17 protein-coding genes and 2 rRNA genes (1 of these 19 running past the window's edge) are annotated in these 16,477 nt (G+C 60.9%); 7 read left to right on the top strand and 12 right to left on the bottom strand.

Annotation, left to right across the window (positions count from 1 at the left end; genetic code table 11):
- The first annotated feature begins 141 nt into the window (after positions 1-141).
- The gene (locus tag G489_RS21100) at positions 142-1,539 is read left to right on the top strand and encodes a putative bifunctional diguanylate cyclase/phosphodiesterase (protein ID WP_051332743.1); all 1,398 of its coding nucleotides are present in this window, start codon (positions 142-144) and stop codon (positions 1,537-1,539) included.
- Positions 1,540-1,543: 4 nt separating this feature from the next.
- On the opposite strand, the gene G489_RS0116280 is transcribed toward G489_RS21100, so the two are convergent.
- The 5 genes from G489_RS0116280 to G489_RS0116255 form a co-directional block, all read right to left on the bottom strand.
- On the bottom strand, positions 1,544-2,164 hold the full coding sequence (locus G489_RS0116280) for a nucleotidyltransferase family protein (protein ID WP_029042412.1): 621 nt from the start codon (positions 2,162-2,164) through the stop codon (positions 1,544-1,546).
- Between the two features lie 30 nt (positions 2,165-2,194).
- A complete protein-coding gene (locus tag G489_RS0116275; protein ID WP_035873211.1) occupies positions 2,195-3,682 on the bottom strand; it encodes an ArnT family glycosyltransferase in 1,488 nt (495 codons plus the stop codon).
- Between the two features lie 98 nt (positions 3,683-3,780).
- Positions 3,781-4,692 carry an alpha/beta hydrolase gene (locus G489_RS21095; protein WP_245578946.1) on the bottom strand — a complete coding sequence of 304 codons (912 nt, stop codon included), beginning with the start codon at positions 4,690-4,692 and terminating at the stop codon, positions 3,781-3,783.
- Positions 4,693-4,787: 95 nt separating this feature from the next.
- Positions 4,788-5,399 carry a flavin reductase family protein gene (locus tag G489_RS0116260; RefSeq protein ID WP_029042410.1) on the bottom strand — a complete coding sequence of 204 codons (612 nt, stop codon included), beginning with the start codon at positions 5,397-5,399 and terminating at the stop codon, positions 4,788-4,790.
- 74 nt (positions 5,400-5,473) lie between these two features.
- Positions 5,474-5,860, bottom strand: coding sequence for a DUF1761 domain-containing protein (locus G489_RS0116255; protein ID WP_029042409.1), 387 nt, complete (start codon positions 5,858-5,860; stop codon positions 5,474-5,476).
- 154 nt (positions 5,861-6,014) lie between these two features.
- Between G489_RS0116255 and G489_RS0116250 the strand changes: the two genes are divergently transcribed.
- From G489_RS0116250 to G489_RS0116235, 4 genes are all read left to right on the top strand, one after another.
- On the top strand, positions 6,015-6,428 hold the full coding sequence (locus G489_RS0116250; RefSeq protein WP_029042408.1) for a response regulator transcription factor: 414 nt from the start codon (positions 6,015-6,017) through the stop codon (positions 6,426-6,428).
- 129 nt (positions 6,429-6,557) lie between these two features.
- A complete protein-coding gene (locus G489_RS0116245; RefSeq protein ID WP_029042407.1) occupies positions 6,558-7,085 on the top strand; it encodes a DUF4199 domain-containing protein in 528 nt (175 codons plus the stop codon).
- A 30-nt stretch (positions 7,086-7,115) separates the two neighbouring features.
- Positions 7,116-7,487 (top strand): VOC family protein, encoded by a 372-nt coding sequence (locus G489_RS0116240; protein WP_029042406.1) that lies wholly within the window; start codon positions 7,116-7,118, stop codon positions 7,485-7,487.
- Between the two features lie 104 nt (positions 7,488-7,591).
- Positions 7,592-7,801 (top strand): helix-hairpin-helix domain-containing protein, encoded by a 210-nt coding sequence (locus tag G489_RS0116235; RefSeq protein ID WP_029042405.1) that lies wholly within the window; start codon positions 7,592-7,594, stop codon positions 7,799-7,801.
- On the opposite strand, the gene G489_RS0116230 is transcribed toward G489_RS0116235, so the two are convergent.
- The gene (locus G489_RS0116230) at positions 7,786-8,559 is read right to left on the bottom strand and encodes a hypothetical protein (RefSeq protein ID WP_051332742.1); all 774 of its coding nucleotides are present in this window, start codon (positions 8,557-8,559) and stop codon (positions 7,786-7,788) included. The two genes, G489_RS0116235 and G489_RS0116230, sit on opposite strands and share 16 nt — an antisense overlap.
- A gap of 79 nt (positions 8,560-8,638) precedes the next feature.
- Between G489_RS0116230 and G489_RS0116225 the strand changes: the two genes are divergently transcribed.
- A complete protein-coding gene (locus G489_RS0116225) occupies positions 8,639-9,079 on the top strand; it encodes a MarR family winged helix-turn-helix transcriptional regulator (RefSeq protein WP_029042403.1) in 441 nt (146 codons plus the stop codon).
- On the opposite strand, the gene G489_RS0116220 is transcribed toward G489_RS0116225, so the two are convergent.
- On the bottom strand, positions 9,076-10,479 hold the full coding sequence (locus tag G489_RS0116220; RefSeq protein ID WP_245578945.1) for an aminotransferase-like domain-containing protein: 1,404 nt from the start codon (positions 10,477-10,479) through the stop codon (positions 9,076-9,078). The genes G489_RS0116225 and G489_RS0116220 overlap by 4 nt on opposite strands.
- Before the next feature lie 122 nt (positions 10,480-10,601).
- Here G489_RS0116220 and G489_RS0116215 point away from each other — a divergent pair, with 122 nt between their 5' ends.
- Entirely contained in the window at positions 10,602-11,462 is an 861-nt protein-coding gene (locus G489_RS0116215) for a DMT family transporter (RefSeq protein WP_029042401.1), read from the top strand.
- 6 nt (positions 11,463-11,468) lie between these two features.
- On the opposite strand, the gene G489_RS22035 is transcribed toward G489_RS0116215, so the two are convergent.
- From G489_RS22035 to G489_RS0116190, 5 genes are all read right to left on the bottom strand, one after another.
- Positions 11,469-12,080: a LuxR C-terminal-related transcriptional regulator gene (locus G489_RS22035; RefSeq protein WP_051332741.1), complete on the bottom strand. Its 612-nt coding sequence runs from the start codon at positions 12,078-12,080 to the stop codon at positions 11,469-11,471.
- 69 nt (positions 12,081-12,149) lie between these two features.
- Entirely contained in the window at positions 12,150-12,599 is a 450-nt protein-coding gene (gene rpiB / locus G489_RS0116205; RefSeq protein ID WP_029042399.1) for a ribose 5-phosphate isomerase B, read from the bottom strand.
- Positions 12,600-12,667: 68 nt separating this feature from the next.
- The gene (locus tag G489_RS0116200) at positions 12,668-14,083 is read right to left on the bottom strand and encodes a hypothetical protein (protein WP_035873208.1); all 1,416 of its coding nucleotides are present in this window, start codon (positions 14,081-14,083) and stop codon (positions 12,668-12,670) included.
- Positions 14,084-14,235: 152 nt separating this feature from the next.
- Positions 14,236-14,351: ribosomal RNA gene (gene rrf, locus G489_RS0116195) — 5S ribosomal RNA — on the bottom strand.
- Positions 14,352-14,438: 87 nt separating this feature from the next.
- Positions 14,439-16,477 (bottom strand): 23S ribosomal RNA (locus G489_RS0116190); it runs 680 nt beyond the window's last position.

Raw genomic sequence — 16,477 nt, 5'->3', positions numbered from 1 at the left:
TTGCCTCATTCACTGCCGATGCGCCTCGCGCCGGGGTGCAACATGCCATTGAGAACTTTAAGTCCTCCTTTACCTGGCTCCACCACACTCGCTTTCGGGGACACATGCTGAATGACCAACTTGTCATGAAAGCAGGGGGCTATGAGACAGATAACTGGCCAGATTGCGCCTGAAGGAGGAGCTCTGGCTTTTCCGATTGAAACGACGAAACGGCGAAAGCGACGAACCGCGCAGCTCAGCGAGGAGACGCTGGCGGCAATCGGGCTGTACGATCACGTCACCCGGCTGCCCAACCGCAAGAGCTTCATAGAGGCTCATGCGCCGATACCGGGCAATGCCAGCGAAATGCTGGTGCTGATCACGCTGGCCGATGCGCCGCATTTCAACGAGATCCTGCGCGCCCTCGGCCACGGCTTTTCCGAGGATTTCATCCGCGCCGGCGCCCGTCGCCTCGGCGCGCTGCTGGGCCCCGATGTCGTCATCTATCACGTCAGTGTGCTGAGTTTCGCGTTTGTGGTGCCTTATGACGGGCGTGAAGAAGCGCCCACCATCGTGCGCGAGATCGCCCGGCTTTTCGATGAGCCCCTGATCTGCGACGACATTCCGATCAAGACCCAGGCCGCCATCGGCCTTGTCGAGCCAGGGGCACTCGATTCCTCCGCCGAAATCCTGAGGGCCGCGCTGGTCGCCGCCCAGGACGGGCGCAGCCGCAACGAATCCTACGCCTGGTACGACCGCCGATCGGACGCCGCCCATCGCCGGGCCTTCACGATACTGACCGATCTGCCGCGCGCCCTCGAGGCCAATGACCAGCTCGCCCTGCACTACCAGCCGCGCATCGATTTCCGCACCGGCCGTTGTGTTGCGGTCGAGGCACTCCTGCGCTGGGCCCATCCCGAATTAGGACAGATCCCGCCCGGCGAATTCATCGGCCTTGCCGAAAAGACCGCCCTGATCGGCCCGATAACCGATTGGGTCCTCAACCAGTCCGTCGCTCAGGCCGGCAGCTGGCAGCGCCAGGGCCTCGATATCGCGGTCTCGATCAACGCCTCGCCGATCAATCTCGCCGAGCCCGATTTCGATGCCCGTCTCATCGGTCTTTGCCATGACTTTCATGTCGACGCCGAACGCATCGAGCTCGAATTCACCGAGGGCACGCTGATCACCAATCCCGAACACACCTTCGGCCAGCTCGCTCGCCTGCGCGATATCGGCATGAAGGTCGCAATCGACGATTTCGGCTCCGGCTATTCCAATATGAGCCATCTGGCCCGCATCCCGGCCGATGTTCTCAAGATCGACCGGTCCTTTGCCTTCCCGCTCGGCACCGGCTCGGGCAATGCGCTGCTGGTCGGCCACATCGTGGCGCTGGCCAAGGGGCTCAATCTGCGTGTCGTCGCCGAAGGCATCGAGAACCGCAATGTCTGGGATCGCCTGAAATCCCTCGAATGCGACGAAGGTCAGGGCTATTTCATGGCCCGCCCCATGCCGCCCGAGGATTTCGTGACCTGGTATCGCGACGCCGCACCGATCGTCTGAGGGCTCAGAAGCAGCGGGCATCCTCCCACGGGATCAGCTCGATTTCCGGCCAGACGCTTTTTGCCCGTAAACCCTTGGCCCGGTGGGTCTCTTCATTGTCCATCACGGTGTTCGGCACGATCCGGAACGAGAACAGGTGATCGAGCCCGAACGGCGCAACGATCTCCATCTCTTGCCCGGCAAGCCGCACCGCCACCGCATGGGTCTCGCTCGCATAGCGCTCGAGCGAGGCGCAAGCATGGGTCAGCGGTGCACCGAAAGCCCGGCCGAACCGGCCTTCATACCAAAGGTGCACCCGTGCCTGGTTACGGATCTCGACCGGCAGCGGCACGCCGGCGAAGTGCCTTTCGCCGGCCTTGATCACCTTGTCCTCGGCCTCATAGCTGAGATCGCGATCATCGAAATAGATGATATCCGCATCTTTGATTCCGGTCAGCGCCGGTCTGCCGGTCAGCCTGTTCCACACCGTGTTATAGACCGCACCGGACACCAGCCAGCCATCCCGGAGCGAGAAGGCCTCAAGCCGGTCGAGCAGGTCCATGATTGCGGGCTCGCCGCGCAACAGATCTTCAAGGGCCTGGCGCTGTTCGGCATCGGGCAGCCCGCTAAATCGCAAATGGTTCATGGGCGGAGCCTACGCGATTCCCGTCAGGGATTACTCCGGCAAAGCACGGGGCTTGAACCCTGTCCCGAGATAGATCGTGACCCTATTCAGCGGCCGCCCGCGCTGCACGATCTCGATCTCTTCAAGCGGCTCGAGACTGTCGAAAAGCGCCCTGATGGGCTTCGAAACGCCGTACCAGCGGTCGGTGACGAAGATCACGCTGTCGCCACGATGCGCAGCCGGATTGAACCAGTAGTCGAACTGATCGCGCTCGGGATCGAGGCTCGTCACCTCCCGGTCTTTGGTTAGAAACCCGATCTTGGCCGCAAGATCGTAATGCGGCGCGGCCACCAGGTCTGCGTCGCGCTCTTTGCGCCAATGCGTGACCCGAGGCGCCACCGTCTCCCAGCCGAATTGCTGTCCCGACCCCATATCGACATCGCGCCCCGTCCCGATCAGCGGTACGACAGCGAAATTGACGACCACCAGCGCAAAGATCGCCCCGCCGGTCAGCACTTGCGCCAGCACCGCCCACCAGTATCGCAGCAGCGGGGCCGCGAACGGAATGAGCGCCACATAGGCGAGCAGGTTCCAGTGGAAGAGGGTATATTCCCGCGCCGCTGCGAACCCCACCAACACGCTCGAAACCACGAACAGCAGTACCGCCGGCACCTGCCCCGTGCCGAACCGGACCGGTTTGATCAGCATCAGGATCGCCACCACCGCCATCACCGGCGCCACTGCGATCAGCGCAATCAGCACGAACTCGCCAAGCCGCCAGAGCTCGGCCTGCGTCAGTTGATGCCGGTCGATGAGGATGAACTGATAGGAGGCGAAGGACTGGCTGAGGTTCCACACGATCACCGGCAGCTGCACCGCAAGGCTCAACAGGGCCGCCAGATAGAGATGGACCGATCTGAGAAGCGGCCAGAGGCGGGGCACAACGAGCACCGTCAACGCCAGCGCGATCCCGATCAGCGCGCCGTTATACTTGGACAGCGTCGCAAGCCCCAGGAACAGCGCCCCGAGATAAAGGTCGCGGGGTCCCGTTTCCGGGTCCCGTGCAAAGCGGTTGAGAAACCGGAAGATGAAGAACAGCGAGAACAGCGAGAACGGCACCAGCCAATGGTCCGGCACGGCCACCGAGCCGATCACCGCGAAGACCGGCGTTGCCAGAAACACCGCCGCCATCCGCCAGAACATCGCCACCCGGCCCAGCCGCCCGGGCAGTTCACCTGCCCACAGCCACAGCGCCCACAGCGACAGGCCGCCCGTCACCAGGACAGCGGCCCGCAACCCGAATGTCGTCCAGCCGAACAGCGCGGCCGAAATCGCCTGCACCCAGGCATTGACCGGCGGGTGATCGAAATAGCTCAGATCGAGATGCTGTCCCCAGAGCCAATAATAGGCTTCATCGATATAGGGCGGTGCCGTCAGCACAAACCACAGCCGCTTGGCGATGAGGACCAGCGACAGCACCGCGAACATCGCGGTCACGCGGTCCATGCGCTTCACGGCAGGGCTGTTTGTCTCGGTCATCGGCGGCTCCGGCCCGCCGGCCCAGGCTGATCGGCGGCGGGTCGTCTGGCTGTAGCCGCTTGCGCGTCAAAACGAAAGCCCCGGCAGGCGCCGCGGCGTCACGGAGAAAGCGGGGGCGGCTTGCCTGTAGCCGGATCGAAGGCCCCCTGATTGGCGAAGAACGCGGTGATCTGGTCGAGCACCGGCGCCCGGTCGCGTGCCAGGGTCGACAGGGCGATCACCGGCTCCATATGCCCCAGGCCTTCATAGAACCGGGTCTCGACCGGGATACGGAATTCATTGAGTTTTTCGGCCAGCAATGTCGTGTTCGAGGGCCGGACGATCAGATCCGCCGTGCCCGTCGCCAGGAACATGGGCGGTGCTTCAGCCGTCACCAGGTTGACCGGCTGGGTGCCTTCTGGATTGGGCGCATTGCCAAAAGCTGCCTTCGCCTGTTCGACAATGAACGGATAGAAGGAATAGGGTCCGGAAATTCCGGCCACCCCCTTGATGGTGAGTTCCGCCCCGATATCGCGCAAAAAGCTCGGCTCGAGCGCCAGCATCACGGCATTATACGCGCCCGCCGAATGCCCCGAGAGATAGACCCGGCCCGGATCGCCGCCATATTGGGAGATATTCGCTTCGATCCATTTGAGCGCCGCCGCGCCGTCTTCGATGAAACCGGGAAAGCGCACTTCGGGCACCACGCGGTAGTCCGCAATCACCGTGACAAAGCCCCGCGCCGCGAAGGCGTGCCCGACAAACTCATACTCGACGCGGTCGCCGCGGTTCCAACCGCCACCATAGATGAACATCATCACAGGCGCCGGCTCGGTCAGCCCCGACGGTGCGTAGATATCGAGCCCGTGCCGCTCGCCGGGCGCATAGGCGATGTCCGAGGCGACCTTGACCGTGCCCTCATCCTTGGGCACCGCCCCGTCGAACGCATCAAGAATGGTGAAGCTGAATCCCGGCGTCACCATCAGCGCCGTCAGCACGAGCAAAAGCCGCGCGATCAAACCGATCCGCATTTCGAATACCACCTGCTTCGGAAGTTGCCGCTCAGAACGCGGCTCCCCGGATTCTGACTCTTTTTTATGGCTGAATGTGGACCGGATCCGCCCGCTCAAGCGGAGTAGGGCAGGATCTCGATGACCCGGTCCACTTCGGTGTAGTCCCGGTAGCCAGCGCGCGCCAACGTGCCGGCCCCTACGATATCGAACCGGCCCTCGGTGAGGAATTCGGTCTTGATGTGCACCCGCACGACCTCCCCGAACACCATGTAGTTGTTGGACTTATTGCCTGCGGCATCGCGGACCTGGCGGATTTCGGTCAGCTTGCATTCAAAGGTTGCCGGGCTTTCGCCCACCAGCGGCGCGGCGATCACCTCGCCTTTGACCGGGGTCAGCCCGGCCTTGGCCAACTCGTCGATCCCTGCCTCGAAGGGTGCACCGGAGATCCGGATCTGTTCCGCTAGACCCACCGTCGCCAGATTGAACCCGAACTCGCCCGTCGCCTCGATATTGTTGAGGCTGTCCTTGCGCCCGCTGCTTGAGAACATGATCACCGGCGGTGTCTCGCAAACCGCATTGAAAAAGCTGTAGGGCGCGAGATTGACATTGCCTTCGGCGTCCACCGAGGAAATCCAGCCGATCGGACGCGGCGCTACGATCGCCTTGAACGGATTGAAGCGCAGGCCATGCCCGTTGGCGGGTGCATAGGAGTGATAGCTGTTCATGCGGACAGCTAAACCACGCCTTGATGCCGCTGGCAAACGGCCTGCGCGCGATTTTTCGTGATCGTGTCAGGCGGTTAGAGAATCGCCTGGACGATAAACATGACCACGCCGGCGGCAATCCAGTAGCCGGATTCGGTCATCACCACATAGCTCGACTTCTTGGCGAACAGGCAATTCGACGCGTGCAGCACCGCGAACGCCACGAAGGCGAGAATGAATGTGCCCAGCGAAGAGCTGACCGCTGTCACCCCTACAAACCACGAAGCCAGCAGCAGCCCCAATGCCTGTGCGCCCATGGCCGCCATGGGCATGGACGATGCCGAACCCATTTCGACCCCATGGCCCTCGGCCCATTTCTTGCCGAACAGCATGGGCGAATACCAAAGCCATCCCAGCAGGAACGCCAGCACCGCGCCGACAATCACCGCCAGCCAGTTCACATCCGTTGTTAGTTCAGCCATAGCCCCCTCTCCTTTTTGTTGCCTGAGGCCGAACGATGATATTCAACCGATTGGGTGAATGGCAATCCATCTTTTGTTGGTATCCCGCCCGACCTTCCGCCCCATCCATCCAACGCCTCTGGCGCTTGGTGGCTGCATTGGTCAGAATGTGTCTATGATTATGCGGCTGACGACATATGGACTGGTTCTGGCGCTGGGGGCATTCGCCCTCCAGTGGATCGAGTACCAGCATCTCAGCCGCACCTACTCGACACAGATCGTGATCCTGGTGGTTGCTGCCGGCTTTCTGGCGCTTGGCATCTGGGCCGGCAGCCGGCTGACCCGCCCCACGCCGGCATCCACTTTCGAGCGCAATGATGCGGCTCTGCAGGCGCTTAATATTTCCCCACGGGAGCTTGCCGTGCTCGAACTGATCGCCGACGGGCAATCCAACAAGCAGATCGCCCGCAGCCTTGGGGTCTCTCCTAATACGGTCAAATCCCATTCCGGTCGGCTTTTTGCCAAGCTCGAGGTCGAGCGCCGCACCCAGGCCGTCGCCCGCGCCAAGGAACTGCGCCTCATCGCCTAGCTGAGTCAGGACCGACCGGCCCGCCAAACGGCCCAAAACCGCCGATTCACCCCTTTGGGTAATAGGCCGCATGGCGCTTCGCGGTTAGGCTGGTCCCAGTTTCACCTTTGAGGAAAAGGGATCGGGGCCATGCTCAGATACGGTCTTGTCTATGGTGGCATCGCCGGCTTCATCACCATTGTCGTCATGCTTGGTGTGATGACCGCCGCGGGCGGCGAAGGCGTGGGCATGTCCCAATGGTTCGGCTACCTCGTCATGCTGCTGGCGCTGTCGCTCATCTATTTCGGAACCCGCCGGTATCGCGATATCGACCAGGGGGGTGTTATCAGCTTCAAAAAGGCCCTGGGTCTTGGCGTCACTATCGCTGTGGTGGCGAGCCTCATCTATGTGCTGGTTTGGGAGATCTATCTGGCTTTCACCGGCAGCGCCTTCATCGAAACCTATACGGCAGCGATGATCGCCGAGGCCGAGAATGCGGGCGCCAGCGCCGAGGAACTCGCCGCCAAGCGAGACGAGATGGCGGCGATGGTCGAGCAATATGCCAATCCCTTCTTCCGGTTGCCGATCACCTTTTCCGAGATTTTTCCTGTCGGATTTCTGGTCGCACTGGTCTCGGCCGGCCTGTTGCGCACCCGCGGCCCCGCCGCCCGCGCCTGATTTCATTGTTCAACCACAAGGAGACCGAGAATGAGCCTCGGAGTGTTTTCCCTCAGCCTTGCCGTCAAGGACATCAAGGCATCGCGCGCCTTCTATGAGAAGCTCGGCTTCTCGGATATGGGCGGCGTGCTCGACGAGAACTGGCTGATCATGACCAATGGCGATGTCACCATCGGCCTGTTCCAGGGCATGTTCGACAAGAACATCCTGACCTTCAATCCTGGCTGGGGGCCGAAAGCCGAACCGCTCGACAGCTTTGAAGACGTCCGCGACATCCAGAAACGCTTCCGCGAAAAGGGTATCGCCTTCGACAGCGAAGCCGATGAATCAACGACCGGTCCGGCGAGCTTTGTCATCACCGATCCGGACGGCAACCCGATCCTGTTCGACCAGCACCGCTGACAGGGACCAAGCCCGATCACATCGCAATCAGGCGGGCCGGCACATCGCCGGCCCTTTTTCTTTGGGCTCAGGCGAGGCAGGATGCGACCAACCGGAGGTCCAGCATGACCGACACACCCTTGCCCAGGATCTCGAAGCCGGCCATGCGCGCCCTCACTTCGATTGGGGTCACAACCCTTGAAGGGGTGGCTGGCAAAAGCCGCGCCGAACTACTGGCGCTCCATGGTTTCGGTCCACAGGCCATCCGCATCCTCGAACCCGTTCTTGCCGAACACGGCCTCGCCTTTGCCGATGACGATCAGGCCAACCGGTAGAGGATCGGGCTGGCGGCCGTATCATTCGCTTCGAAATTGTCGAGCACGAACGAGCGGAAGCTTGGCTTGAAAATCAGCGACGGCATGATGTCCAGCAGCCCGTTCCAGCGGCAGTGATTGATGATGGTGAAATCGGTCTCCGAGCCCGGTTCGGGCAACATCAGCGTCGAATTGTCGAGCCCGGTCTGGTCTTCGAACCAGCCGGCGGTGTATTCCCAGATCCCCAGATTCTGCTGAAGGCTGTCGGCATAGAAATAGTTGAACAAAAACACCCCGTCGCGGCTGTGGTCGACCGGCCCGATCCGCCGCGCATTGCGCGCTGCCAGCACCAGCGTCTTCTCGCTCAGCGCTTCGATTTGCTTGAGCAATTCCCCGAACCGTTCACCAGCCTTGAGCGCCTGCGCCGCCTCCGGCGTCTCGCATTCGATCAGCAGCACGAGATCGTATTTCGCCACATCGACATTCGGCCGGCGCTTGAGCAGTTCCCCGCGCCCCGGCGGCGCGATCAGGGTCTTGAAGGCCACCGCCTCGCGCACGTCGGGCAGGCTTACGATCTCGCTGGCGAAGGCCTTCGCGATTTCGATGGCCCGCTTCTTCCTCGCGCTTTCGATGAAGTATCCCACGGGCGGGCGGTGATCGATTTCCGCCGCGAGGAGCACATAGCCGGACGCCACCGGTTCCATCAGCGTGACCTTGGGAAAGCGGTCCTTCGGTCCCACAAGGGTCAGATCGGCGTCGTTTGTCTGTTGCACGTCCATGATCGGTACTCCATAATGTGCTAACAGCAATATGTGCTATATACACATAACTGTCAATACCATGTCGCGGGAGTCGTCATTGTTCGCATTCGAGGAACGCATCGAGCACTGGGTGAATCGCTTGTCCTTCCTTCTGCGCAACGAAGTGCAGGAACGGTTCAAGGCGTCAGGACAGGATTTGTCGGCGGAGGAATGGGCGCTGTTGATGGTCATCTGGCGAGAGGGCGCCCTGCCCATGGGGCCGCTGGCAAAGAAGACCCTCAAGGACCGCACCACCGTCACACGGCTCGTCGATCGGCTCGTGAAGAAGGGTTACCTCGCCCGCGCCGACAATCCCGAGGATCGCCGGCAGGTGCTGATCGCGCTCACCCCGGAAGGCGAGGCGCTGAAGGCGCCGGTGCTCGGCGCCGTCCACCCGCTGCTCGAAAAGGCCAGTGCCGGCATCGATCCTGAGGATATCGATACCGCCCTGTCGGTTCTGCGCCGCATGACCGAGAATCTCGAGGGCGGCAAGGCTTAGCGCGTCTCAAGTGCCCGGGCGATCCGGCGGTAAATGCCGGGTCCGTGCATCTGGCTGACATTGAAGCGCATGAATTCGCTCAACCCCTGGGACACCGAGAAGACATTGCCGGGCCCAAGCACCAGCCCGTCCTCCAATGCCCGTCGGGCCACCAGGGCCGAATCCGTACCCTCAGGCAATCGGCACCAGAGATAAAACCCGCCTTTCGGCATCAACCAGGCTTCGATCCCGATATCGGAAAGCCGGGCGGCGACCTCCCGCCGGCGTTTTGCCAGCCGCAGGCGCAGCGCCTCCATATGCTTGCGGTAGCTGCCGTCGCTGAGGCTGCCGAACACCAGCTCCGCCGCCACCGGACTTGGTCCGCCGAAATGGGTGGCGACCTGCAGATCGATCAACCCCTCGATCCAGTCGGGCCGCGCCGCAATGAACCCGCATCGCACCGAAGCCGAGAGCGTTTTGGAAAAACTGCCGATCCGCACCACCCGGTCGAGCCCGTCCAGCACGGCGAGGCCCGGCGCCGCATCGGGTTCGAACCCGGCAAAGATCGCGTCTTCAACGATGATCAGGTCATGCGCCGCCGCCAGCGACAGCAGCCGGTGCACCGTGGGCGGGGTCGGGCTCGCCCCGGTCGGGTTCTGTGGCGCCGAAGTGGTGATATAAAGCTTCGGCTTGTGCCGGGTGAGCACCGCCTCGAAGGCCTCGCAGTCCGGCCCGGTTTGCAGCGCCGGCACGCCCACGATCTTCACCTGATGGGCGCGCAACAGCGCATGGAAATTGAAGTAACACGGATCATCGACAACCACCGTGTCCCCGGGCTTGAGAAAGTACCGGCAGATCAGATCGATCGACTGCGTGCCTGCCGCGGTCAAAAGGATCTGTTCCGGGTTCGCCGACAGTCCTTCCTCGGCGAATTGCCGCGCCAGCAATTTGCGCAAATTCTCCGGGCCGCGCGTGCTGCCATAATCGACCAGCACCTCCGCCTCGGTCCGCGCCAGCCGCCGCACGGCGCGCCGAAGGGCATCGATCGGCATCCAGTCCGCGGGCATCCACCCGCAGCCCGGCTTCGGCGCCTGCGGATCGGCATCGAGCGATTGCCGGGCCACCCAGAACGGATCGATCTCGCGTTCGACGGCCGGCCCCGTCTCAGCAAGCGCAAAGGGTTTCACGGCATCGGCCACAAAGAACCCCGCCCCGCGCCGGGCGGTGATCACCCCGTCAGCCACAAGCTGGTCATAGGCCGCAACCACCGTTGAGGGCGACACATTCATCGTCTCGGCAAAGCGCCGGATCGAGGGCAGCTTGTCCCCGGCAGAGACGGCCCGGCTCGCAATCCGCCGCTCGATGGCTTCCATCACGGCCCGCATCCGCGCCCCGCCTGCTTCGCCATCCAGCATCGCCATGGCCCCGCCTCCCGATTGTACCTGCATGCGCACCAATACAGTTTGTCTCTATTGTATCGATCTGTATCTGGTTAGACCACTATCCCCCGCGCTAGCAAGGGCCCGTTATCGCGGAGGTGATCGTGGACAAATCGGCAATTGGTTGGGGCAGCGGACTTCTGGGCATCCTCATATTCTCCGGCACCCTGCCGGCGACCCGCGTGGCCATTGGCGGTTTTGACCCGGTCTTTCTCACCGCGGCCCGCACCGTGATCGCCGCCCTGATCGGCGGTCTGGCGCTCGGCCTCTTGCGGCAGGCCATGCCTTCGCGTGGCGATTTTCTGTCGCTGGTCGTCGTCGCGCTCGGAGCCGTTGTCGGCTTTCCGCTACTGACCGCACTCGCCCTCGAACACAACACCGCAGCCCGGGCAACCGTCTTTGTCGGCCTGCTTCCCCTGACAACAGCCATATTCGGCTCTCTGCGCGGCGGAGAAACTCCCCATCCCGTCTTTTGGCTGTTTTCCCTGGCCGGTGCAGCGGGCGTCGCTGTCTTTGCCCTTACCCGGGGTGGCGATGGCTCGCTCACCGGCGATCTTTTCATGCTGGCAGCGGTCGCAGTATGCGGACCGGGTTATGCCGAAGGGGCGATCCTGTCGCGAAAGATGGGCGGCTGGCAGGTGATCTGCTGGGCGCTGGTGCTGTCGCTGCCCTTCGTCCTGCTGCTGGCTGCGGTGACGCGGCCCGAAGACTGGCAGGTCATCGCCACCCCGGCCTGGATGGGCCTGGGCTATGTGTCGGTCTTCTCGATGCTTCTGGGTTTCGTCTTCTGGTATCGCGGCCTGGCGCTGGGCGGCATCACCGGGGTCAGCCAGCTCCAGCTCCTGCAACCCTTCATGAGCCTCGTACTCGCGGCGCTTGTGCTTCATGAAGCCGTGGAACTGCCGATGATACTGGCCGCAGGCTTTATCGTCTTGTGTGTCGCCGGCGCCAAGCGCTTCGCCTGACCGGGGCTAGCCGTTTGGCACTGCCGTCGCCATCAACCCGATCGGCCGGCCTTCATTATCGTTGATGAACGCCATCCATTCCTCGGTGCCATCCTCATGCACATGGATCTGGTGCGGCGCCGAGATCACCTCGGCGCCCCGCTTCTCGAGGCCGGCAAGCGCGGACTTGATATCCGCGACCCGAAAATAGATCAGCGAGACATTCCCCTCACCTTCACTCAGCATCAGCCGCACGCCGCCGCAATCGAAAAAAGCCATCCCGCTCATGGTGAACAGATGCGGCAATCCCAGCACGTCGCGATACCAGGCTTCCGCCGCACCGAGATTGGTCACGCTCCGCGCAATCTGACCAATGCCCGCAATCAAATCGCCCGCCGCTTCACTGCCGCTCATCGCACTGTCCTTCCTCACGCCGTCCCAGCGCCGCAGCGCTGCGCGGCTCTCGAGATCGAGCTTGCCGAGCACATTGCCGATGTGAAACTTCACCGCGTCGCGGCTTACCCCCAACCGGCGCGCAATGTCCGCATCCCCGAGCCCATGCCGCACACCCTCGACCACCCGCCACTCGGCAGGCGTCAGCGCATCATCATGCGGCGGACGGCCTCTCGTTTTGCTCATCGATCAAAGATAACGCGATACCGGGAGAATTACCCTCCCCACATCGGCACGACCAGCAGTCCGCGACCGTCAGTCCTCGATGGCGGTGATCATGTCGACCCGCGTGCCGTGCCGGCCGCCTTCGAACTCGGCGCCAAGGAAGGCATCGACGATATCGAGCGCCAGCCCCTCGCCGACAACCCGCGCGCCGATGGACAGCATATTTGCATTGTTGTGCTGCCGGATCATGCGGGCGGAGAAGGTGTCGGAACACACCCCGCAGCGCACGCCCTTCACCTTGTTGGCCGCCATCATGATGCCCTGTCCGGTGCCGCAAAGAATGATCCCGAGCGCGCAATCGCCCGACGCCACTTTCCGCGCCGCCGCTTCACCATGCTTCGGGTAATGCGTGCTTTCGGGCGTCGTCGGTCCGATATCGACAACCTCCCAGCCGGCGGCAGCGATATGCTTGGCAATCGCCTGCCGCAGCTCGATGGCGGCATGATCGCTGGAAAGAACGATGCGTTTGGTGTCGGTCATGAGAGGCATCCGTGTTTAGAAAGCTGCCGCTTTCCTACAGGTCCTGACTGCGGCGTCAACTCGCTGTATCACCTGCCCCCTGGCTGACACTGGGGACGAGCAGTCAGCCTGACAATCATCTCCTGTGCTTCATGGTCCACGCGCAGAGCCATCATGTGCCTCCGCGCGGTCGCCGACTCAACACGAGGCGCTGGTGGCGGATCACCTCTTACCGCAGCCTCTTTTGCTCTGTCGCGTGCCTTGGTTGACATACCTTGTTCCCAGTAGGTGCCCCAAAAACTTCCAGGCGCCAACGCGTCGAGAAACGCTGGGATTGACGAGGGGCCCTTCCACCAACTGTCTGTGTCCGCGACAGAATAGCGAAACGCGATGGTGTGGACGCGTCCAGAGTTGCCCAGAGCGACGCCGATAAACTCGGTGCGCTCCTCGTCCTCCGTCATGAATACAAATCCCTCTGCCTCTTCGGTATCCTCTGTGAAACAGGAGAGGTCCTCACCATCGGTCAATGTGAGGCGAGCAGCTCGTTCTGCTTGGTTCAGATGCTCGAACAGCACATTGTCCGAGGCAAATGCATCCATCTGCTGTTTGAGGTATTCGTGAGGCCATTCATAAATCTCGGCAATTCGCGTGGATCGGTCCGGTACCCTTTCACCCTTCACGCTGGCCAGCATCTCCAACTGAAGCAGCTTGTGCGCTTCTGACCACCTATGGCGGAGGAGCTCGTGATCCCGATTATAGAGGTCGGAATTGACACATGGTTGCCAGGGAGCCATTTCAACCGGCACAAAGGCATCGAGATCTTCGCTGGCCTGCTTCATAGTGGCCAAAAATACCCTCCGGAAATCATCCTCGCTGTGCGCCTTGATAAGGGCCGTGCGAGAGAAAGGTAACCATAAACCGGGCATATCGCCCAGGCTGGGATCGGGACAACGAAGCGCTTCATATTGAAGCCTGAGTAGTCCCGTCAGCTCCCATCTCACCGCCTCCTCGAGGTTCGAGACCGCCAGACGGCGCGCCGCTTCAAACGCATACTGAGGTTCCAGATCGGCGCCCTGCCACTCCATCCAACTTACAATTGCATCATCATACTGCCCCCCGAGAGTAAGAAGTGCAGTGAACCGGCCGTCATTTCCGACACTTGGTGGTGCGACGAGGTACACATCCGCCCACGCGTCTCTGGCCCGCTGAAGAATTTTGATGAGCTCGGGGGAAGGCGTCGATACCTCTCCCCGATTGATGGCAGCAAACTCCTCGAGGAATTCTGCTTCTTCAAGGCCGGTAGAGACGAGCTCGACTGCCACTTCCTGCTCTCGAGCCGGACCAAGTCTACCTGAAACACCCTTCATGAAGAGATCGATCAGTCTGACTTCATCATTGGGATAGTCTTCGGCCATTGCGGTCGGCACACCTAAACAAAGCGACCAGATCACAACCAAAACATTGAACCAGCTGCTTCGCATCTTGTCCCCCTGAAGCGTCCGCATTCAGAGAACCGCTAGCATCAAAAACAGTGAGCAACATCAGCAGTTTCCGCGAAAGCACAGCTGGAGTTCGGCCCAAAACGCAAAAAACCCCGCTGCCGGGAGGCAACGGGGTTTAAAGCAAAGATCATAAAGAGAAATACTGTTTTCGGCAGACCTGGCGGCGACCTACTCTCCCACGCCTTAAGACGCAGTACCATCGGCGCTGAGGTGTTTAACGGTCGAGTTCGGAATGGGATCGGGTTCTGGGCACCTCGCCATAACCACCAGGTCAGCGGAAAACAGTGTTCATGAAAGACATAGTCGTAAGGGTATTCCGACCATCTCGACGCATTATTTGCGGACACAAATAATGAGAACGATCAAGCCAATCGAGCTATTAGTACTGGTAAGCTTCACACATTGCTGTGCTTCCACACCCAGCCTATCAACGTGGTGGTCTCCCACGGCTCTCAAGGGAATACTGGTTTTGAGGGAGGCTTCCCGCTTAGATGCTTTCAGCGGTTATCCCGTCCGAATATAGCTACCCTGCTATGCCGCTGGCGCGACAACAGGTCCACCAGAGATCCGTCCACCCCGGTCCTCTCGTACTAGGGGCAGCTCCTCTCAATATTCCTACACCCACGGCAGATAGGGACCGAACTGTCTCACGACGTTCTAAACCCAGCTCGCGTACCGCTTTAATTGGCGAACAGCCAAACCCTTGGGACCTGCTCCAGCCCCAGGATGCGATGAGCCGACATCGAGGTGCCAAACAATGCCGTCGCTATGGACGCTTGGGCATCATCAGCCTGTTATCCCCGGCGTACCTTTTATCCGTTGAGCGATGGCCCTTCCACGCGGGACCACCGGATCACTATGACCGTCTTTCGACTCTGCTCGACTTGTCAGTCTCGCAGTCAGGCAGGCTTATGCCATTGCACTCAACGACCGATTTCCGACCGGTCTGAGCCCACCATCGCGCGCCTCCGTTACTCTTTGGGAGGCGACCGCCCCAGTCAAACTACCCACCACACACTGTCCCGGGCGCTGTTACGCCGCGGTTAGACATCCATGACGATAAGGGTGGTATCTCATATTGCGGCTCCACAGAAACTGGCGTTCCTGCTTCAAAGCCTACCACCTATTCTGCACATGCCGACACGAATGCCAGTGTGAAGCTATAGTAAAGGTGCACGGGGTCTTTCCGTCTGACCGCAGGAACCCCGCATCTTCACGGGGAGTTCAATTTCGCTGAGTCTATGCTGGAGACAGTGGGGAAGTCGTTACGCCATTCGTGCAGGTCGGAACTTACCCGACAAGGAATTTCGCTACCTTAGGACCGTTATAGTTACGGCCGCCGTTTACCGGGGCTTCAATTCAAGGCTCTCACCTCTCCTTTTAACCTTCCGGCACCGGGCAGGCGTCAGACCCTATACGTCGTTTTGCAACTTCGCAGAGCCCTATGTTTTTAGTAAACAGTCGCCACCCCCTCTTTTGTGCCACCCCCGCATGGTTGCCCACACAAGGGTCACGCTTATCCCGAAGTTACGCGTGCAATTTGCCGAGTTCCTTCAGCATAGTTCTCTCAAGCGCCTTAGTATGCTCTACCTGTCCACCTGTGTCGGTTTGGGGTACGGTCTTAATGGTGGAGCTATTTCCTGAAACCCGCTCACTGCCAGAACCAATCCAATAAGGACTGACAGATCTGCGAGTTTGTCACTACCACCAGGCTCACGAATATTAACGTGATTCCCATCGTCTACGCGTTTCCGCCTCGACTTAGGGGCCGGCTAACCCTGCGCTGATTAGCATTGCGCAGGAACCCTTGGACTTTCGGCGAGAGTGTCTCTCACACTCTTTGTCGCTACTCATGTCAGCATTCGCACTTCTGATATCTCCAGGAGCCCTCACGGGTCTCCCTTCGCAGACGTACAGAACGCTCCGCTACCGCGTACACTTGCGTGTACACCCGAAGCTTCGGTGCATGGCTTTAGCCCCGTTACATTTTCGCCGCAGGAGCGCTTGACCAGTGAGCTGTTACGCTATCTTTAAAGGATGGCTGCTTCTAAGCCAACCTCCTGGTTGTTTGAGCATTCCCACATGCTTTCCCACTTAGCCATGACTTGGGGACCTTAGCTGTCGGTCAGGGCTGTTTCCCTTTCCACCACGGACCTTAGCACCCGTGGTGTGTCTGCCAGCTAGTACTTCTGGGTATTCGGAGTTTGGTTAGGTTTGGTAATCCGTTGGGGACCCCTAGCCCATCCAGTGCTCTACCCCCCAGAGTATTCGGCTGACGCTCTACCTAAATAGATTTCGCGGAGAACCAGCTATTTCCGAGTTTGATTGGCCTTTCACCCCTAGCCACAGGTCATCCCCGTCTATTTCAACAGACGTGGGTTCGGTCCTCCAGTAAGT

The organism is Cucumibacter marinus DSM 18995, assembly GCF_000429865.1.
Taxonomy (GTDB): Bacteria; Pseudomonadota; Alphaproteobacteria; order Rhizobiales; family Devosiaceae; genus Cucumibacter; species Cucumibacter marinus.
The sequence above is the reverse complement of the archived record's forward strand: the minus strand, read 5'-3'. Positions and strand labels throughout refer to the sequence as shown.